The sequence below is a fragment of the Haloferula chungangensis genome (assembly GCF_042664875.1).
Taxonomy (GTDB): domain Bacteria; phylum Verrucomicrobiota; class Verrucomicrobiia; order Verrucomicrobiales; family Akkermansiaceae; genus Haloferula; species Haloferula chungangensis.
This window is the reverse complement of sequence record NZ_JBHTBS010000004.1, coordinates 410,388-429,415: the sequence shown is the minus strand read 5'-3', so window position 1 is coordinate 429,415 and position 19,028 is coordinate 410,388. Positions and strand designations below refer to the sequence as shown.

The window sequence follows — 19,028 nt, the reverse complement described above, 5'->3', positions numbered from 1 at the left end:
CGCTTGCATTTCCCTCCCGATCTGCCATTTATCCTGTAATCGCCATGGACCAAGTCAATCCTTACGCCAGCAATCCCATCGCCGACTATCCCGTCGACACGCGTTCTGAATTCATTCGGAAAACCTATCTTCACCTTGCTGGAGCCATCGGTGCCTTCGCGGTGCTTGAAGCCCTGATGCTCAAGGCTGGACTCGGCGACACGGCCCTCGCCCTCATCGGCACGAGCAAATATTCGTGGCTCGTGGTTCTCGGTGGGTTCATGATTGTGGGATGGCTCGCCACCCGGCTGGCGACCAGTGCCGCTTCCGTCACCACTCAATACGTCGGCCTCGCGCTCTACACCTTGGCTGAAGCCTTCATCTTCCTTCCCATGATGGCCATCGCCATCAAAATGACGGGCAGCGCCGTGATCATCGGTCAAGCCGGGGTGCTCACTGGCGCCCTGGTGCTCGGCATCACCACGATCGCCTTCACCACCAAGAAGGATTTCACCTTTATGGGAGGTATCCTGAAAATCGGCGGATTCGTTGCCCTCGGACTGATCGTCGCCTCCATCTTCATGGGTTTCTCGCTCGGTCTCTGGTTTTCCGCCGCCATGGTGATCTTCGCCTGCGGAGCGATCCTCTACGATACCAGCAAGATCATGTACCACTACGGTCCCGGTCAGCACGTTGCCGCCTCGCTCTCGCTCTTCGCCAGCGTCGCCCTGCTCTTCTGGTATGTCCTGCGTATCCTCATGTCCCTCTCGGGGCGGGATTGAGCAGGCAAATCCGTGGACTGCGTGCAGCCTGCTGCCGCTGTCCGGCCATGCTGCCCTGCTGCTGCCGCCGCCCAACCTCCATAAACCCAACTAATCCAGGAGTTCTCGCTTCCATGGATACCCTGCCAAGCGCCGAACAATCCGCCAAAGGTACTCGCGATTGGCCACACGCTCCTCCCCACCGGCTCGAAGCCGCTGGCGTCTACATGGTCACCGCTAGGACCAAAGGCGCCGCCCACCTTCTTTCAGACGATTCCGTTAAAGACTGGTTTCAAGAAACCCTCTTCTCCATTGCCGACGGGTTCGCATGGAAAATGGAAGCCTGAGCCATCCTCTCAAACCACTACCATTTCGTCGCACACATAGGCGAAGACGAGGACAACGCCGAATCTCTAACATCAGGCCTCAAGAAGCTCCACAGCCTAGCCACCAAGGAATTCAACCAGCGGAATGGCACACCCGGCCGCACCCGTCTCTGGCAGAACTTTCGCGAAACCCACCTCACCCTTCAGCGAGGCTATCTTGCCCGATTGAACTACGTGCATCGAAACGCCGTGCATCACGGCATCGTCCGCCTCGCCACCGACTACAAATGGTGCAGTGCTCGCAAATTCAAAAATGCCGTGAGTCCGGCGTGGCTCGCCACTATCGCCTCATTCAAATACGACGAAATTGCCGAAAAAGACGGCGAATAGCCCGTGGACCCAGACCGTGGACTGCGTGCAGCCTGCTGCCGCTGTCCGGCCATGCAGCCTGCTGCTGCCAGCGGGCCGTAGACAGCAGGCTGTCTCACGAAACAGCGGCAGCAGGCTGCCGCACTCCACGACCCTCACTTCGGAAGGAAGAACCCACGCTGCTTCTCGGAAATCTCAAGCTCGAGTTTTTCCATCACCGCCAGCATGTCCTCCCAGATCATCCGCTTATCCTTCAACCCGGCATTGCCGTGCAAGAGATACGCCGGATGGTAAGTCACCTTTGTCGGAATCCCCTCAAACTCGTGCCAGGAACCCCGCATCTTCCCTACCGCTCCCGTCAAACCTAACAAGCCCTCCGCCGCCGTCGCCCCGAGCGCCACAATGCACTTCGGCTTCACAATCCGCACCTCTTCCCGCACGAACGACATGCAGCTCGCCATCTCCTCGGGCGTTGGCTTGCGGTTGTTCGTCGTCTGCTTCGGCATCGATGGCCGGAATTTCACGATGTTAGAGATGTAAACCTCTCCTCGGTCCAAGCCCATCGCCTTGAGAATTCCATCGAGCTTCTGACCCGCCGGTCCCACGAATGGCTGCTGCTGCCTTTCCTCCTGATAGCCCGGTGCCTCACCCACCAGCATCAGTTCCGCCTCCGGATTGCCAGTGGAAAACACCATCGTTTCACGCAAGGTGCCCAGAGCCTTCGCAGGAGCCCAGTTCATTGCCTGTTGTTTGAGCGACTCGATCTTCTCCGCCGCCGAGTCTCCGCTGACTGAAATACTGGCCACCGGCTCCACCACCCGGGTCCGCGCGGGCTCTTCCTTCGAAGACATCCTGGCCGCCACCGCAGCAGCAGGTTTCTTCACGGGAGTCTTTTTCTCACGCGCTCGCCGGTGGAACTCGCGCAGCAACTCCTTCGCTTCCTCGTCCAGATACACGCTCTCCCTGCCCTGTGCTTCTTCCGCACGGAGGTAATCCAGCAATGCATCGACCGGTCTGCTCACGCCTGAGACTCAAACCTCGAACCCCAAACTTCAAATCTCAAATTCCTCTCGCTCGTTCACTTGGTGTTTAAATTTGAGAATTAGGGCCTAGACTGTTCTCCATGGACCCCGAGCTCCCAAGTCAATACCAAGCCGAGCGCTGGTATTCAGCGCCCAATCTCTGGGTAAAGCTGCGCCGCACCGCCTCCGTGCTGGGCAAAAAAACCGTCCTCACCACTCTCACCCTTTATCACTGCCTCATGGACCCCGACACTCCCGTCTGGGCCCGTGGCGTCATCGTCGGCGCCCTCGGCTACCTGATCCTCCCCGCCGACCTCGTTCCCGACCTCATCCCCGGAGCCGGCTACGGCGACGACTGGGCCGCGCTCGTCGGAGCCCTCGGCACCGTCGCCGCTTACGTCAAGGACGTCCATAAAGTCAAAGCCGCCGCCCAGACCGAAAAGCTTCTCGGCCGCACCGGGCGCTGATCAGATCAACCTTGCCCGAAGTCGCACGGGGCCCGTCGGACGACCCGGCGTGATCGACAACCGCATGGCGGGGTTGCTTTAGGCTTCCACGGCCGACGAGGCTCTGGGACTTTCGGCAATATTGATGACGAGCGAGGAAGACCGGCGAAAATGCTTGCAGCAACTGGAAGCCTCCTGGCGACGGGAAATCCACGCGCAACGTTCGGCGATCGAAGAACTGTGGCACACACCGCTCGCCGAACGCCTCAAGAATGGCGACGCGATGGAAATCGGCTCGTTTCACCGCCACTCGCCCCAACAACTTATCATCGTCCCCGATGGCGGCGACGCCTGTCGTCTGCGCGAGGGCGACTTCGTCTGTCTCAGCCAGAACTCACCGCTTGCTCCTGTGGGGAAGTTCATCCACCTCGGCGAAGACGAGGATGGCATTCATCTGTGGTGCTGGCGCGGCGAGGTGCCCGAGACCGGATCCAACGACTGGGTGCTCGACCGCGATTTCATCGATCTCAGCGATCGCTTCGCCGAAGCCACCACGGCCCTGGCCGAAACCATCAAAGGCCGCGAGCAGATCCTTCCCTTCCTGTTAGGTGATCAGGGCGGCGAAATGGTCGGCGAGCTTTTCTCGGCCACCATGGACCAGCTCGAAGGTGATGAAACCTCCGATGTCAGTTGGCACGACTCCCAACAGGATGCCATCGCTGCCTGCATCGCCACGCGCGACGGCTACCTGGTGCAGGGCCCGCCGGGCACCGGCAAAACTTTCGTCCTCTCCGAAGTCGTGCGGCGCTTGGTCGAGAACGGCGAGCGCGTGCTGGTCACCGGCCCGACCCACCGCGCCATCCAAAACGCGCTCGAAGGCTGTCGAAAGATCATCCCCGAATCCGTCCGCGTGGTGAAAATAGGACCCACGATGCTGAGTCGGGGACCGATCGAAGCCTTCGAAACCCACGCCGACAGCGGCCTCATCGATGAAGCGGGCGCCCACGTCGTCGGCGCCACACCCTTCGCCCTCTGGTCGAAATTCACCGGGCTGAAAGAGGCGGAGTTCGACACCGTCGTCATCGACGAGGCCTCGCAGATCACCGTGATGGTGGCGGTCATGGCAATGCTGCGCGGCGAGCGCTGGCTGTTCTTTGGCGACGACTGCCAGCTCCCGCCGGTGGTCATCTCCGAAACGGGTGAACGCGCCGCCGAGTCCTCGATCTTCCGTCGACTGAAGAACCGCGGCTTCGACACCATGCTCGAGGAAAGCTGGCGTCTGAACAAACAACTCGCCGCCTGGCCTTCAGCGACTTTCTACGGCGGCCGCCTGACCAGCCGCAACGACCGCCACCTCCATCTCAGCCCGCCATCCTCACATCCGGCACTCGCAGGAGATGGAGCGATCAGCCTGATGATCGTCGAAGGCAAAGCTTCCACTGTGAGATCGGATGCCGAAGCCCAAGCGGTGGTCGACGTGGTACGCGAACTGGTGCTCGGCGGCGTCAGCCCGGAACAGATCGGCGTGATGACGCCCTTCCGCGCCCAGGCCACGAAGGTCCGCAGCCTTCTGCGAATCCACTTCGAAACCGCCGGCCTGCACCGCTTGGTAACGGTCGACACGGTCGAGCGATTCCAAGGACAGGAACGGGATGTGATGCTGGTGACGATGGCCTCGGCGAAACCCGAATGGATCCCGCGGCTCTCGTCATTTCTCTTCCAGAAGGAGCGCTGGAACGTCGCCGTCACCCGCTCGCGCAAGAAATTGATCGTGCTCCTTTCTCACAGTCTCATCAAGGAAGCCGAGCGACTCGCCGACCATGGCGACGAAGGAGCCACCAGCTTTTCATCGTGGTGCCGCGAGCAATCGCGATCAGGAGCCGTCATCGTCACCAAAGAAGCCGAGCCATGGCCATGATGATCCCCGACAAGCCGCCCGCGTCGGCGAAGAAGTCCGTGCAGACGATGTTCCGCCTGCTGCGGAAGCTCGACGACGATTTCCGCGTCTGGCTGCGCATGGAGCCAGGCGAGGGCCCCGGCTTCCTGCTGCTCTGGCGGGAGCGGCACGCCTTTTTGCTCAAAGTCGCCGACACCAGTCAGGAGCTCGCCGAGCGCGCTTTGCAGCCGGACTTCCTCGACGACGACAGAATCACCGCCGAAGGGCTCGAGGAATCGGCCGGATTCCGCGAGTTGTTAGACAAGGGCGACGAGCGGGTCGTCCGCTGTCTGCTGGTGTTTCCCAATGTCGACGAAGGCACCATCGATGAAGTCGAGCGGCTTCGATCGGAAGAGACCGGCGTCGCCTTCCTCGGGCTGAAACAACGCAACGCCGAGCATTTCGGAAAGCACCTCCAGGCGCTCGCCGAGGCCGCGGCACCGGAGGCGGTGCTGCTGCGGCTGCGCGCCCGCTTCACCCCGGAGTCGGTCGTCGGCCACTGCCCGGCGCGCGTCCCGCTGGCCATGCGGGGAGCCGATGCATCCCTGCCGCCCGGCTTTCTCGATGTCACCCAGGAATCGCTCGCCAAGCTGGAGGTCGAGCTGCCCCGCGAGCTCGAAATCGAAGCCCGAAAGTTCGAAACCCGCCTCATCACCGGACCCGCCGGCTGCGGAAAGTCGCTCGTCCTTCTCCATCGCGCGCTGCTCGCCGCCCGTCTGAATCGCGGCGCGCGCCTGCTCGTCCTGACCCACAACCGCCCGATCAATGGCGAACTCGAACGCCGCCTCAAAGCCAAGGCCGGCGAGGGCAGCCGCATTGAATGGCGGACCTTCTTCAGCTGGGCTGGCAGCCATTCGAAGAACTGGCCGAACCGATTCGTCTCGGACTACCAGATGAAAGAACGGGTCGCGAAACTCATGCAGGGCGGCGACTTCGGCAACCTGACAGCGGCCTTCGTCGCCGAGGAAATCGGTTACCTTCGGGACCTCGGCGTGTCGACTTTGGACGAATACCTCGCGCTCGAACGCAGCGGCCGGATGAAAGGTCTGAGCGGCGAGCGACGACGCGCCCTATGGGACCTTCTCGAGCGCCATCGCGACGAGATGAAACGCGCCAATGAAAGCGACTGGCACGAGCAAGCGCTGCGTTTCCGCAAACACGCCCGCTGCCATCCGGAACTACTACGAAAATACGAGTTCATCTTCATCGATGAAGCGCAGTTCTTCGCCAAGGTCTGGTTCGAGCCGGTGCTCGCCTCGCTGGCACCGGGCGGGCAGCTCTTCATGGCCGCCGATCCGACCCAGGGGTTCCTCAAGCGCCGGGAAAGCTGGGCCGCCGCCGGAATCGACGTCCGCGGGCGCTCGAACCGCCTCGGCCGACCCTACCGCTCGACTCGCGGCATTCTTGAGTTTGCCCGCGACATGGTCGAACAGCGCCGCCAGCTCCACCCGGAGGCCACCGACGACCTCGACCCGCCGAGCGACGACGATCTTGAAATGGTTGGCGAAGCCGGCGAAACCCCGCAGATCCTCCATCTTGGCCCGCAGGCCGCGCTGAAACGCCTCGGCGAACTCGTTTCCGAACTCCGCGACGATAGCCCGCAACTCCGCGGCAGCATTCTCGTCCTGCACGCCGACAGCTCCGCAAGCTGGTCCACCGCAAACTTCCTCAGACAGAAGCTTGGCCCGGATGAAATCGCCAATCTCGACGACCGCACGCCCCCACCGACCGATCCCTTCTGCTCGGTCGCCCGCCTGAACTCTGCCACGGGGCTGGAAGCTGCCGTCGTCTTTCTGCTCGGTGTTGACAGACTGTTAGAAGCCGAAGGTGACCCACGTCTCGACCCCGAAGCCCGCGCCGAGCGCGCCGCCGACCACACCCGTCTGCTCTACATGGCCGCCACCCGCGCCGGCCGCCGACTGGTGATCTTTTCGGAACGCTGGGTCTAAATCAATCGGATGACCGCGGTTTTGCCTCAAAGGGATTCTGCTTTCCGATCACGACGAAGTGCCGCGCGTACGCCTCCTCGATCGCCTTCACGCCCGTTTTTGAGAAGCGTAGCACCTGCTTGCCGTGACGATAGGCAGTCATCGACGGCCCCAGATTCAGGTCGTGCGCATGAAAGCGCAGGATCCGAAGGATGCGGCCCGCCTTCGAAAGATTACAGCGGATCACTTTTTCGAGATACGGAACCTGCCCCCGCTGCCACCGCTTCCTATCGTCCGCCATCAAAACACCCATCTCCATCAAGACTTCCACCGGCGAGACATGCCGCTGTTTCGCCAACAAGCGTTTCACCGCCGCCACCACCTTCGGATAGTAGCGATCCTGCCGATAGTTCTCCAAAGTTACCTTCTGCATCGATCCAGCCAACGTCACCGGAATCACATCCCCGGCCACCGTTTCTTTCAAGTTCCGAGACGAGATTCCATCCACACTTGAGAAGCCTCCCTCATTTCCTGACCCGACCCCTGAGATTCACCCTTCCAAACACCAGCCCCACCTTCATCATCCGCCCAGCATGATCTTCGACCTACCTTTCCCCCACGCTCCCGACTTCGAGGAACCGATCATCCCTGAAATTTCCAGCGGTATTCTCGAGGAACTCTTCAACGCCGCTGGAGAGAGCCTCAAGGTCCGCCCATGGAACAAGCTTCACGACACCAACTGGTTCGGAATCGTCGATCCCGACAGCGGGGAAACCCACATCGTCGCCATCATGGGTGCAGGCGGACAGTTCTGTGCCGTTCAAGTTTACCTCCCCGACGAAGGGATCCTTTTCTGGAATGACTTCATCCGCACCGGCATTCCAGACATCAACCTAGGCCAGTACAACCAGCGCATGCTCTCCTGCGAGTTCGTCTCTTGGAACGAAGAGGACCTGGACGAAACCGACATGCTGCGCAACGAACAGCACACCACCGGAGAACTCGTGGTCGACTACCTCGACTCCTTCCTCTTCCGCTCCACTCGTCCAGGACAGGTCAACTGGCACCCCACGGAAGAGGAATCGCTCAAGCTCCTCGACGCCCTCCGTCTCGTCCCCCACTTCCTGAAACAGTGGGATAAGCTTCCCGCAAAATGCTACGGGGCCACTCCCGACAATGACATGCCGTGGATTCCCTCCTTCCAGCTTCCAGAGAAAAAGGACCGCCGCCTCGCCACCGACTGGAAATTGACGACCATCCGCTTTCCCGAAGCCAAGAAGCCTGACACCTATCTGCCTGACGAACTTTTCCCCAGCCGCCTCAGCTCACATCCCATTAAGAAAGGAAAAACCTGGCAGATCGGCAGCGCCTATTTTGAGAAAGCCGTCATCGTCGAAGGTCGCCCAACCTGGCTCCTGCTCACCCTCACCACGACGGAAGATGACGGCTTCGCCCTAGGTAGCCAGCTCCTCCCCTGCACCGAAGCCCCGGAACTCAGCCTGCGCAAGTGCCTGCTGAATGCCGCCATCGAAGTCGGGCATCTGCCGGAAAAACTGAAAGTCCGCTCGCCCCTTGCCAAAAGAGTTTTCAAGGACATCCCGGGAATCACGATCGTCCAACAGGACAAGCTCCCGCTTCTTGATCAAATCACCAGACAGATTATCCAGAATGCCGACATTCCTGGCGAAGACCATCCGCTCGCCAATCTCACAGAAGAAGCCATCGAGCAGATCAATTCCATCATGGCCAGCGCTCCCCCCCTCGATCAAGTCACCCCCGAAATCATGAAGGGCTTGATTGCTCAGGTTTCGGAAATCGAAGGGACCGAGCCCTTCTTGCAATCGCTGTTCAATGACCAGGCTGACCCGCCGTTTCCTCACCTTGGTACTCCCGCTCCTGCTGAAAGGAAACCCGCAACAAGGAACCAAAGCGGGACCAGCGACGAATGCTTTGTATTTCGCATCGACCTCGAAGGACTCCGCCCTCCCATCTGGAGACGTCTCAGCATCAGCACCGACGCCACCTTCGCCGACCTGGACTCCGCCATTCAGTCACTATTCGATTGGGATGGCAGCCATTGCCACGTTTTCGAGAAGCGCCAGGGACGCCGTATCAGCCTCAGTATCGGACCAGATCCCAACTACGCCGATCAGTCCGAAGATGAAACCCGACTCAAGGATGTCTTCAAACGCAAGGGCACGAAACTCCACTACGTCTATGATTTCGGCGACAACTGGACCCACCTCATCAAGCTCGAAGAAAAGGTAAAATCCCAGCCCGAAGAAGACGGCCCCGCCTGCCTCGCCGGACGCGGCATCGCCCCACCGGAAGACTGCGGCGGCCTATGGGGCTTCCTAAATCTCCTCAACCCAGATTCAGGCTACGCCGAAGAAATGGATTGGGGACCCGAGGAGATCCAGCACCTCCGCGATGGTAAATTCGATCCCAAAAGTGTTCGTTTCCTCTGAACGCGGGTAAGCTTTCCAGCCCGCAACTTCCTCAAACAGAAACTCGGCCCCGACGAAGTCGCCAACCTCGACGAGCGGACGCCGCCACCGGCCGATCCCTTCTGCTCGGTCGCCCGCCTGAACTCTGCCACGGGGCTGGAAGCCGCCGTCGTCTTCCTCCTCGGCGTCGATCGCTTGTTAGAAGCCGAAGGCGACCCACGTCTCGACCCCGAAGCCCGCGCCGAGCGCGCCGCCGACCACACCCGCCTGCTCTACATGGCCGCCACCCGCGTCGGCCGCCGGCTGGTGATCTTTTCTGAGCATTGGGATAAGCCTCGAAGCTGAAGGTCTTCTTCACCCCATTCTCACGACCCTGCCACTACCGCCTTACGGGCTTCCAGCGCCCGAAAGAAGCGCAGCTTTCCATAGCTGATTCGGCCACCCAATTGTTCGAAGACCGGCTTGAGCGCGGGATCTTCGTAGTCCTCCATCGCAGCCCGCATTTCATCCTCCTCCGCGACCGAATAGAACCGACGCGGATCAATCTCCTCGCCCGCTTCGACCGCCCGGGCGAGATGGTTTTCAACCGTGCTCGCCGCCAGCCCTCGTTCCTTCGCGATCTCATCGATGCTCTTTCCGCTCCGCCAGAGATCGAGACTGAGCACCGTCGTATCATTCTTCGTCACCGGCACCGGCGGCACCGCCGGCAGCTCCGGCGCAAGCGGTGAGAATTCGACACGCGGATGACTTTCGACCCATTTCCTGATCTCATCCATGAAGCCCTCGCCGTAGTCCCCCAGCTTCTTTTCACCGACCCCCGGGATCTTGAGAAAAACCGCGTCGTCCGCCGGATAATCGCGCGCCATGTGCCGCAGCGTCACATCTGAGAATACCACATAAGGCGGCACCCCCGCTTCGTCCGCCAGGCGCTTTCGATAGTCCCGCAGCTCTTCGAACAAACCCATGTCGCACTCGATCTCACCGGCACGCCGCCCCACCGCCTTGTCCACCGCCATCAGCCGGCTGAGCGAAACCGGCCGCCGCTCGCGCAGCAACTCGCCGCCCTCACGCGTCACCGTCACCGTCGGAAACCTCCCCTTGTCCTGCGCGAACCACCCTTTTCTCACCAGCTGCCGACCGATCTCCGCCCACTTCGCCGCCGAGTGCTCCTTGCCGATGCCGTAGGTGCTCAGCTGGTCATGCCCGCGCGCTAGAATCTTCTCCGCTTGCGAGCCCGCCAGGATGTCGGCGAGGTGCCGCAGCCCCACCGAATGGCCACCCGCCTGTTTCACCCGCAGCGCGCAGCTCAGGAGCTTCTGGGTTTCCAAAGTTGCATCCCAGGTTTCGCGCGGCGTCAGGCAGTTGTCGCATCCGCCGCAGCTTTCCTCCTCACGCCTTTCCCCGAAATACCCTAACAACTCCACCCGTCGACACGAGTCACACTCGGCGAAGTCCGCCATGCTTTCCAGCTGGGCGCGCGCCGCATCCCGCGCCTCCTGATCCGGAATCTCGTCGAGAAAGCGCAAGTACTTCGCCACGTCGCCGCGCGAGAAATACAGCAGGCAGTCCGCCGGCAGGCCATCGCGACCCGCCCGGCCCGTCTCCTGGTAGTAGCTCTCGATGTTTTTCGGCAGATCCGCATGGATGACGAAGCGCACGTCCGGTTTGTTGATCCCCATGCCGAAGGCCACCGTCGCGCACACCACCCGCACCTCATCGCGCAGAAAGGCCTCCTGATTCCGCGCCCGCTCATTCGGCTCCAGTCCGGCGTGGTAGCACAGCGCCGGAATCCCCGCCCGCCGCAAGCACGCCGCCAACTCCTCGGTCCGTTTCCGCGACTGCGCATAAACGATCCCCGAATCCTTCCCGCGACCGAGAATGTGTGCGATCATCCGATTCGTCGCATCGCGCTTCGGCTCGACCAGATAATTCAGGTTCGGCCGATTGAAGCTCGCCAGAAACACCGCCGGATCCCGCAGCTCCAACTGCTTCAGGATGTCCTCCTGCACCCGGGGCGTCGCCGTCGCCGTCAGCGCGATCGCCGGCACTCCCGGCAGCGCCGCCCGCAGCTCGCGCAAGCGCCGATACTCCGGGCGGAAATCATGACCCCATTCGCTAATGCAGTGCGCCTCATCGACCGCCAGCGCCGTCACCTTCCAATTCCGCAGTTCCGACAGGAAATCCCCGCTCATCAGCCGCTCGGGTGCCAGATAGACCAACTTGCATTCCCCGGAGCGGATCTCCAGCACGCGCTCCCGCATCTCATCCGGCGCGAGCGTCGAATTCAGGAAAGTCGCCGCCACCCCGCTCGCCGTCAGTTGATCGACCTGATCCTTCATCAGCGCGATCAAGGGCGAAACCACCAGCGTCACCCCCTCGCGCGCCAGCGCCGGCAGCTGATAACACAGGCTTTTCCCCGCCCCCGTCGGCAAGATCGCCAGCACATCGCGCCCGTCCAGCGCCGCCTCCATGATCTCCCGCTGCAAGGGCCGAAAGCCCTCATACCCGAAATGCGCCTTCAATAATCCCGACAGATCCGCCTTCATCGTAGCGATTAAAAAGCGTTCACCTGAACACTTCAAGCTCATTTTCAAATCCTCCGAAATCCGGACACCAGCGCCACCTTGCGACGACTCCCGACAGAGGATCGTCGGTTCACTGACTTTGAGAGTTGAAGTTTCAGTCCCATCGTTTCCTCTCTCCGCGTGCTCCCCGCTCTCACAGGCTATTCGAAGAACGCCCTCGCCGCCCTGATGGCCGAGTGGGGCGAGCCGAAATTTCGCGCCACCCAGCTCCTCGATTGGATCTGGAAAAAGAAGGCAGCGTCCTTCGAGGACATGAGCAACCTCCCTGCGGCGCTGCGCGAAAAGCTCGCCACGACCCATCGGCTTCACGCGCTGGAGTCCTCACAAGTCCAGGGAAGCGCCGATACCACCCGCAAGTTTCTCTTCAAACTCGGCGACGGACGCTACGTCGAAAGTGTTTTGATCCCCGCCAACCCCGCACTCTACGGCGAAAGATCCGACCGTCGCACGCTCTGCGTTTCCTCGCAGGTCGGCTGCGCCTACGGCTGCAAATTCTGCGCCTCCGGACTCGCTGGCTTTTCGCGCAACCTCGAGCCCGCCGAAATCGCCGGCCAGGTCCTCATGGCCGAGCGTCTTTCCGGCGAACGCGTCGACAACCTCGTCTTCATGGGCATGGGCGAACCCTTCGCCAACTTCGACAGGCTGATGGCCGCCATCGAGATCATCACCTCCGAGTGGGGTCTGCACCTCGGTGCCCGCCACCTGACCATTTCCACCTCCGGCCTCGTCCCGCAGATCAAGAAACTCGCCGACCACCCGCAGCAGATCCGTCTCGCGATCTCGCTCCACGGCGCCACGGATGAAGTGCGCGACAAGATCATGCCGGTGAACAAAAAGTGGAAAACCGCCGATCTCTTCGAAGCGCTCGACTACTGGAACGCCCATAAAAAGCAGCACCTCACCCTCGAATACATCCTCATCCAGGACATCAACGACGACCTCGAACAGGCACGCATCCTCGCCGCCCACGCCAAGCGCCTGACCGCCAAGGTCAACCTGATCCCCTACAACACCGTCGAGGGCCTCGAGTGGGTCCGTCCCTCCGAGACCCGTTGCAAAGCCTTCCGCGACATCCTCAAAAACGCCGGCGTCTCCGCCACCCTGCGGCTCGAAAAGGGCCACGACATCGATGCCGCCTGCGGCCAACTCCGCCTCAAACAAGAGACCGAGGAAGGCATCATCGAGGCTCCGGTGAAGTAGGGCTGTATTTCCGCGTCCATACCATCAGTTTGAGAGCCTTAGGGATCTTTGAACCGCGGATGAACAAGATTCACGCAGATCCAGAACACAGATGGAGACCGGGGTTGTCCTTTTATCCAACCGGGTTCATCGGTGCGTGATTTGCTTCGATGCCCGTTCCGCCGGGACCTCCTCAAGATTCCAGCGCTCCTCCTATCCAGGATCAATTGCCGCTTTGCGTTTCGCGAATTTTTCGGCATCTTCCATTCATGGCACAAGCCGTTCCAGCCCTCCTCAGTCCCGAGGAATACCTCCGATTTGAGCAAGATTCGTCCATCAAACACGAATACCTCGGTGGCGTCGTCCACGCCATGTCCGGTGGCACCAATCAACATGCCCGGATCTCCGGAAACGTCCACGGTTCCCTCTACTCGCAACTCCGTGGCAAGCCCTGCTTTCCGATCAATTCCGACGTCAAGATCCGTATCCAGTATGCGGACCACACCCGCTTCTACTATCCGGATGCCGGAGTCGTCTGCGAATCCAATCCACCCAGCGACCACTTCCAGGACAAACCCGTCGTGCTCGTCGAAGTGCTCTCTCCCTCTTCAAAGCGCACCGACATGACCGAAAAGCGCGATGCCTATCTCTCGATCGAGACACTCGCCGCCTACCTCATCATCGATCCCGACAAGCCGGAGGTTACCGTCCATCGCAATGCCCCCGGCGGACTTTCATCCATGACCTACGACGAACTCAGCGACACCATCCAGCTTCCGGAAATCGATGCGGAACTGAGCCTCGCCGAAGTCTACGAACGGGTCGAATTCGAGCAGTAGGGCGTTTATCCGACCAACCCGCGCAGCACCGAAGTCACCTCTTCCCGCGACAACTGCCCCGCCGCCACGGCGAGGGTAAGGGATTCCCAGTCGTCGCCATCGGGCTTTGGCTTACAACCGTTCAATTTCAAGAACACCAGGCACGCACCTAGCGCGACCCGCTTGTTTCCATCGATAAATGGATGGTTACTACACAGATAGTAGAGATAGGCCGCAGCGACATCGACCGTGTCTACAAACGGAGAAACACCGCCGAACACGGCTTGCGGTGCAGCGACTGCCGACTCCAACAAGGTCCTATCCCGCAATCCGTCCGATCCCCCGAAACGAGTAATCGCGGCCCGATGAATTTCCAAGGCGATATCCACGGTTAAATGGACGCATTCACTCGCGTCACCACTCATGCCAATCGCTTCATGGTTTCAGCATAGTCGCTCATCGTCTCCTCAATGAGATTGCTTACCTTTTCAGGATCCGGTGCAGGCTTCGTCGGAACAATCGTGATCGTCCCCCCCGCGTGAATTTCCAGATTCACCTCATCTCCAACCTTCAGCCGCGCCAATTGAAGCAAGGCCGAATCGAAGATGATTCCCTGCGAGTTGCCGATTTTGGTGATGGTCTTGATCATGAGTAAAACAATGTATTCCAGACGTCGATTCGTCAAGCTAGGAACTTGAAGCTCGTTTATCACCAATCAGTTACCCTCCGAATCTGACTTGAAAGCACTACCTCCGCTCAGCTGCGGCTGGCCGCCAAAAACAACAACCTTCCCAATGAGTCTCACATTCCCTGTAATGTCGGCCGTCTTTCCCGTCAGGAAATCGTGTGAGTGAATCCAACTGCCCTTCCTGCCACCAGCCCTTGCCTGCCGATGCCCCGGCGGGACTTTGCCCCACCTGTGTGCTCGCCGCCGCGCTTGAGTCCGCACCCGTGATCGACGGCCCTTCGCTCGAGGAACTGAGCGCCGCCTTTCCCCAGCTCGAGATCCTCGAGTACATCGGCCGAGGCGCCATGGGCATCGTCTACAAGGCCCGCCAACCGCACCTCGATCGACTCGTCGCGCTGAAAATCCTCGCACCCGATCTGAGCAGCGACCCCGCTTTTGAAGAACGCTTCTCGCGCGAAGCCAAGACCCTCGCCAAGCTCAGCCACCCGAACATCGTCGGCATCCACGACTTCGGCGAAAGCGGCGGCTTCTTCTACCTGCTGATGGAATTCGTCGATGGCGTGAACCTGCGCCAGGCGATGCGCGCCTCACGCTTCACCGCTGCCCAGGCCCTGACACTCGTGCCGAAACTCTGCTCGGCGATCCAGTTCGCCCACGACCACGGCATCCTTCACCGCGACATCAAACCCGAGAACATCCTGCTCGATACCGCCGGACGGGTGAAAATCGCCGACTTCGGCATCGCCCGGCTCATCGGCGACGAACCCGCCCTCCAGCTCACCGCCACCGGATCCGCGCTCGGCTCCGCCGCCTACATGGCTCCCGAGCAAATCGAAGACCCCCGCAACGTCGACCACCGTGCCGACATCTACAGCCTCGGTGTCGTCTTCTACGAAATGCTCACCGGCGGCCTCCCTCTCGGCCGCTTCCCCGCCCCCAGTGAATCCGGCGACAGCGACCCCGGCATCGATGCCATCGTCATGCGCGCCCTGGAAAAGCATCGCGAACGCCGTTACCAGCGCGCCGACGAAATCGAAACGGATCTCGGCCAAGGAGCACAGGCGTCCCGCCTGTGTCGCCCCACCGACCGACCTTCTCACGCCAGCACCACCTCCAACAGCGTTTTCCGCTGGTCCCTCGGCTTGCTCTTCGGCGGCCTTATCACCGGCACCATCGGCCAACTAACAAGCCCCGTCATCCTCGGCCTTGGAGTCATCGCCTTCATCTTCGGCCAGATCGGCTGCTGGTGGATGCTGATTCGGATGAAGCAGGGGAAGTTCCCTTCGGACCGGCGAAAGCTCCTGTTGATCGTCTCTTTCCTACCGGCACTGATCGCTGTGGTGTGGCTCGTTGTGATTGCACCCCTTTGCGTGGATCCCACCGACCTTCACTTCGACGACTCGGGGTTCGAGAATATCATCTACTCGGAGCAGATCATGCCGCTGCTGTGGGTCATCGCCCCCTTCATCCTTGCCGTTCTTGCAGGACGCTTCTTGTGGAAGCTCGTCGCCTTGCCTCCCACGACAGAACCCACTCCAGGCTTCCTTCGTTTTCAACAGGCCGCAGCATTCCTCGCGCCCTTGCTTTTGATCGGGAGTTTGGTCGCCGCCAAACATTTGAAAGAGCAGCTCCATCTCTTCAACAAATACGCCGCGACATCTTTCACTATCCGAAACGCAGGCACCTACACGGTTCTTAACGACGAAGACGCAAGCTTCGTCAAACAAGCCGCACTGGAAGCAGCAGGAGACCATATGGATTTCTACCGCATCGAATTCCCGCCAGCTTTCCAACAGGAGAAGCCTGATTCGATGCAACTCCCCTCCAATCAGCTCCACCCCGGCACCATGGGAGTCGATTTCATCTGTGATGTCCTTTGGAAGGACGATCGTGCCAAGGAACACTTCGATGCCTACCATCAGCGCCTCCGCGCATTACTCCCGGACCGCTTCATGATCGGAACCGGACATCCCGGCATCCATCGTCGTGAAATCGAGCACGACTCCAGAATGACTCGCGGCATTTTTGGTATGCTTTTCACCATCACCCTTGGTGCCAGTGCCTTCCTCGTCGTCTTCGCCAGCAACCGGGCCTTCGTGGTATGCCTCGCCACCGGTCTCGTCGCCACCGTCGTCCTCAGCAATCTTTCCAACTGGCCAGCCCCAGCCGTCCTTCCCCCTGCCAAACCCTATCGCGATCCGCTTCCCGAACTTGCCCCGATCATCGACCGCTCCACTCCGCGGGCTACGATCGAGTCCTTGATCCGCGCCGCCCGTCGGGAGGATATCGAGGCCTTCTCCAACTGCTTCAGCACTTCCCGCTCTAACTTCGTCCCGAATCTCATCGACCCGAATGCTCTTAAGATCAACGCTTCCATTGAAATTCTCAAGGTGAAGCAAGTCGACCCGTTCAACGCAACCGTTGCCGCGAGAGCCAAAACCCCAAAAGGATTGGAAACAGTCACGATCCACTTGCAACTTGAGAATGAAGATTGGCTCATTGTCGCACTAGATTCCTCGCACTGAGCACCCTTCCCAATGCCTCACGCCTTCCACGCCACCCGCTGGACCCTGGTCACCCGAGCCACGGGAAGGGATGAGTCGGCCCGCACCGCGCTCTCCGAGCTTTGCGAAATCTACTACGAACCCGTACTTCATTTCATCGAAGTCCGAAGCCGTGATGCCGACCGCGCCCGCGAGCTCACTCACGGCTTTTTCGAAGAGCTTCTGTCGCGCGAGAATATCGGCTCGCCCGACCCCTCACGCGGACGCTTCCGCAGTTACCTGCTCGGTGCGGTGAAACACTTCCTCGCCAAGCATCACCAATCCCAGCTCACCCAAAAACGCGGCGGCGAACTTGAGCAGGTGCCGCTCGACGAGCATATCCCCGACGCCGCTGACGACGCCACCCGCTTCGACCGCGACTGGGCCTTCGCCCTCATCCGCCGCGCCCACCAGGCCCTCGAAGCCGAAATGACCGCCAGCGGCAAAGGCGAGCTCTTCCAAACCCTCAAGCCCTGGCTCGACGGCGGCCCGACCGCCTCACGCGAAGCGGCCTGCCGCGAACTCGGCCTCGAAGCCAACGCCCTCAACGTCGCCATCCACCGCCTCCGCGAACGCTTCCGGGCTCAGGTCCGTTCCGAAGTCGAATCCACTGTCGCCGACCCCACCGAAGTCCGGGCCGAGTTCCGATATCTCGTCGATGTCCTCGCCGAGCATCGATGAAGTCGGCCACGTCGCTCACGAACCTACCAGCGCCTCGAAGCCCCCATAGGCCATGCGGCTGCAGTCGAAGGGCGGCTCGTCCTTTCCGCCGGGACACATTTCCTTGATCCGCGGATCCGCCATCACCTTGGCATTCACCTCATCGCGATCTTTGCGGGAGTTGTAGGTGATCCAGGCAAAGACGACGGTCTCGCCCTCCTTCGCTCCGGCGAGCTGCGGAAACGAAACCATGTTTTCCGCACGCAGGTCTTCGGCGATCCACTCGCGATAATCCAGCGCACCGTATTCAAGCCAAACCTCGCAGGCCAGCTCGGCACTTTTCTTGTATTCCTCGATCTTGTCCTTAGCGATCGGGATGACGAATCCATCAGTGTATTTGCTCATGTTTGTATTTATTTCGAAGTTTCAGTGAAAGCATCGTTCAGTGTCTTCAGATCGATGCGGTGCATTTTCCAGATCGCTTCCGCGAAGCTCCGGATCTGTTCCGGGCTGCCCGTTTCGAACATCATGCGGATTTCAGCAGTCGCGATCTGCCAGGTGACTCCATACTTGTCCTTGATCCATCCGCACTGCTCGAACTCCGGATCTGCGGAGAGTTTGTCGTAATAATGATCAACCTCTTCCTGGTTCTCGCAGTGGATCATCAGGCTCACGGACTCGTTGAAAGCGGGCGGGTCATTCGTCCCGAGGGCCATGAAGGGCTGGCCGGAAAGTTGGAAGAGCACGACATCACAATCACCACCCGGTGTGTCCTTCAGGGTGGTGGTGCCGGTGACTTCCGAGTCCGGAAAGACCGTGCAGTAAAATCGCGCGGCCTCGATGGCATTTTTCCCAAACCACAGGTGGGGAACGATGTTCTGACTTTTGAGTTTCATGATGACTGCAGTTCAACCGTTCTCGGTGGGGACATTGACCATCCAGCCAACTCCGAACTTGTCTGTGCACATGCCGTAGCAGGGCGACCAGAAGGTTTTTCCCAATGGCATTTCCACTCTGCCACCTTCGGAGAGGGCGTCGAAGAACTTCTTCGCTTCGGCCTCGCTCTCGGTCCCGATGGAGAGTCGGAAGCCATCGAAGGCTCCATCATCTTCACCGCAACCGTCGGACATCATCACCATGGTCTCGCCGATCCAGATGCTGGCGTGCATGACTTTCTTGCCCCAGCCCTCCGCCAGCATGCCTTCGGGCGGTTGCTCGGGTGCCTCCTCGAAACGCATCAACATCACGCGCTTCGCGCCGAGGGATTTTTCATAGAACTCCACAGCCTCTTCGCATCGGCCACGGAAAAACAAGTAGGGTTCAATCACGGTTTTCATAGTT

Annotated in this window: 20 protein-coding genes; 12 read left to right on the top strand and 8 right to left on the bottom strand. The window is 60.4% G+C overall.

The features are described from left to right. Positions 1–44 precede the first annotated feature (44 nt). The 3 genes from ACFQY0_RS10815 (at position 45) to ACFQY0_RS10805 (ending at position 1,456) form a co-directional block, all read left to right on the top strand. A complete protein-coding gene (locus ACFQY0_RS10815) occupies positions 45–761 on the top strand; it encodes a Bax inhibitor-1/YccA family protein (protein WP_379712162.1) in 717 nt (238 codons plus the stop codon). 113 nt (positions 762–874) lie between these two features. Further along, the gene (locus ACFQY0_RS10810) at positions 875–1,087 is read left to right on the top strand and encodes a hypothetical protein (RefSeq protein ID WP_379712160.1); all 213 of its coding nucleotides are present in this window, start codon (positions 875–877) and stop codon (positions 1,085–1,087) included. A 204-nt stretch (positions 1,088–1,291) separates the two neighbouring features. After that, positions 1,292–1,456: a hypothetical protein gene (locus tag ACFQY0_RS10805; RefSeq protein WP_379712158.1), complete on the top strand. Its 165-nt coding sequence runs from the start codon at positions 1,292–1,294 to the stop codon at positions 1,454–1,456. 134 nt (positions 1,457–1,590) lie between these two features. Here ACFQY0_RS10805 and ACFQY0_RS10800 read toward each other — a convergent pair whose 3' ends face one another. After that, positions 1,591–2,457 (bottom strand): uracil-DNA glycosylase, encoded by an 867-nt coding sequence (locus ACFQY0_RS10800; protein ID WP_379712156.1) that lies wholly within the window; start codon positions 2,455–2,457, stop codon positions 1,591–1,593. A gap of 101 nt (positions 2,458–2,558) precedes the next feature. Between ACFQY0_RS10800 and ACFQY0_RS10795 the strand changes: the two genes are divergently transcribed. From ACFQY0_RS10795 to ACFQY0_RS10785, 3 genes are all read left to right on the top strand, one after another. Then, on the top strand, positions 2,559–2,924 hold the full coding sequence (locus tag ACFQY0_RS10795; protein ID WP_379712154.1) for a YkvA family protein: 366 nt from the start codon (positions 2,559–2,561) through the stop codon (positions 2,922–2,924). 124 nt (positions 2,925–3,048) lie between these two features. Beyond that, a complete protein-coding gene (locus tag ACFQY0_RS10790) occupies positions 3,049–4,821 on the top strand; it encodes a DEAD/DEAH box helicase (RefSeq protein ID WP_379712152.1) in 1,773 nt (590 codons plus the stop codon). Further along, positions 4,812–6,788: a UvrD-helicase domain-containing protein gene (locus ACFQY0_RS10785; RefSeq protein ID WP_379712150.1), complete on the top strand. Its 1,977-nt coding sequence runs from the start codon at positions 4,812–4,814 to the stop codon at positions 6,786–6,788. Before ACFQY0_RS10790 ends, ACFQY0_RS10785 begins: the two co-directional genes overlap by 10 nt. Before the next feature lies 1 nt (position 6,789). Here the strand turns inward: ACFQY0_RS10785 and ACFQY0_RS10780 are convergent, their stop codons facing one another. Further along, entirely contained in the window at positions 6,790–7,251 is a 462-nt protein-coding gene (locus tag ACFQY0_RS10780) for a hypothetical protein (protein ID WP_379712148.1), read from the bottom strand. Positions 7,252–7,360: 109 nt separating this feature from the next. On the opposite strand from ACFQY0_RS10780, the gene ACFQY0_RS10775 reads away from it, so the two are divergent. Both ACFQY0_RS10775 and ACFQY0_RS10770 read left to right on the top strand, forming a co-directional pair. Further along, positions 7,361–9,235: a plasmid pRiA4b ORF-3 family protein gene (locus tag ACFQY0_RS10775; protein ID WP_379712146.1), complete on the top strand. Its 1,875-nt coding sequence runs from the start codon at positions 7,361–7,363 to the stop codon at positions 9,233–9,235. Positions 9,236–9,409: 174 nt separating this feature from the next. Then, positions 9,410–9,559 (top strand): hypothetical protein, encoded by a 150-nt coding sequence (locus ACFQY0_RS10770; protein ID WP_379712144.1) that lies wholly within the window; start codon positions 9,410–9,412, stop codon positions 9,557–9,559. A 20-nt stretch (positions 9,560–9,579) separates the two neighbouring features. Here ACFQY0_RS10770 and recQ read toward each other — a convergent pair whose 3' ends face one another. Then, a complete protein-coding gene (gene recQ / locus ACFQY0_RS10765) occupies positions 9,580–11,760 on the bottom strand; it encodes a DNA helicase RecQ (RefSeq protein ID WP_379712142.1) in 2,181 nt (726 codons plus the stop codon). Positions 11,761–11,919: 159 nt separating this feature from the next. On the opposite strand from recQ, the gene rlmN reads away from it, so the two are divergent. Next, complete coding sequence (gene rlmN, locus ACFQY0_RS10760) at positions 11,920–12,999, top strand: dual-specificity RNA methyltransferase RlmN (RefSeq protein ID WP_379712140.1); 1,080 nt, start codon at positions 11,920–11,922, stop codon at positions 12,997–12,999. A gap of 248 nt (positions 13,000–13,247) precedes the next feature. Beyond that, positions 13,248–13,817, top strand: coding sequence for a Uma2 family endonuclease (locus tag ACFQY0_RS10755; protein WP_379712138.1), 570 nt, complete (start codon positions 13,248–13,250; stop codon positions 13,815–13,817). Positions 13,818–13,822: 5 nt separating this feature from the next. On the opposite strand, the gene ACFQY0_RS10750 is transcribed toward ACFQY0_RS10755, so the two are convergent. Both ACFQY0_RS10750 and ACFQY0_RS10745 read right to left on the bottom strand, forming a co-directional pair. Next, on the bottom strand, positions 13,823–14,221 hold the full coding sequence (locus ACFQY0_RS10750; protein WP_379712136.1) for a type II toxin-antitoxin system death-on-curing family toxin: 399 nt from the start codon (positions 14,219–14,221) through the stop codon (positions 13,823–13,825). After that, positions 14,218–14,445 carry an AbrB/MazE/SpoVT family DNA-binding domain-containing protein gene (locus ACFQY0_RS10745; RefSeq protein WP_379712134.1) on the bottom strand — a complete coding sequence of 76 codons (228 nt, stop codon included), beginning with the start codon at positions 14,443–14,445 and terminating at the stop codon, positions 14,218–14,220. Before ACFQY0_RS10745 ends, ACFQY0_RS10750 begins: the two co-directional genes overlap by 4 nt. Positions 14,446–14,642: 197 nt before the next feature. Between ACFQY0_RS10745 and ACFQY0_RS10740 the strand changes: the two genes are divergently transcribed. Both ACFQY0_RS10740 and ACFQY0_RS10735 read left to right on the top strand, forming a co-directional pair. Then, positions 14,643–17,009: a serine/threonine-protein kinase gene (locus tag ACFQY0_RS10740; RefSeq protein WP_379712132.1), complete on the top strand. Its 2,367-nt coding sequence runs from the start codon at positions 14,643–14,645 to the stop codon at positions 17,007–17,009. A gap of 12 nt (positions 17,010–17,021) precedes the next feature. Further along, complete coding sequence (locus ACFQY0_RS10735) at positions 17,022–17,708, top strand: RNA polymerase sigma factor (protein ID WP_379712130.1); 687 nt, start codon at positions 17,022–17,024, stop codon at positions 17,706–17,708. 15 nt (positions 17,709–17,723) lie between these two features. Here ACFQY0_RS10735 and ACFQY0_RS10730 read toward each other — a convergent pair whose 3' ends face one another. The 3 genes from ACFQY0_RS10730 to ACFQY0_RS10720 are packed head-to-tail and all read right to left on the bottom strand — an operon-like array spanning position 17,724 to position 19,024. Continuing rightward, on the bottom strand, positions 17,724–18,092 hold the full coding sequence (locus ACFQY0_RS10730) for a DUF1428 domain-containing protein (protein ID WP_379712128.1): 369 nt from the start codon (positions 18,090–18,092) through the stop codon (positions 17,724–17,726). A gap of 8 nt (positions 18,093–18,100) precedes the next feature. Then, positions 18,101–18,583, bottom strand: coding sequence for a VOC family protein (locus ACFQY0_RS10725; RefSeq protein WP_379712126.1), 483 nt, complete (start codon positions 18,581–18,583; stop codon positions 18,101–18,103). A gap of 12 nt (positions 18,584–18,595) precedes the next feature. Then, positions 18,596–19,024: a VOC family protein gene (locus ACFQY0_RS10720; RefSeq protein ID WP_379712124.1), complete on the bottom strand. Its 429-nt coding sequence runs from the start codon at positions 19,022–19,024 to the stop codon at positions 18,596–18,598. Between the last annotated feature and the right edge of the window lie 4 nt (positions 19,025–19,028).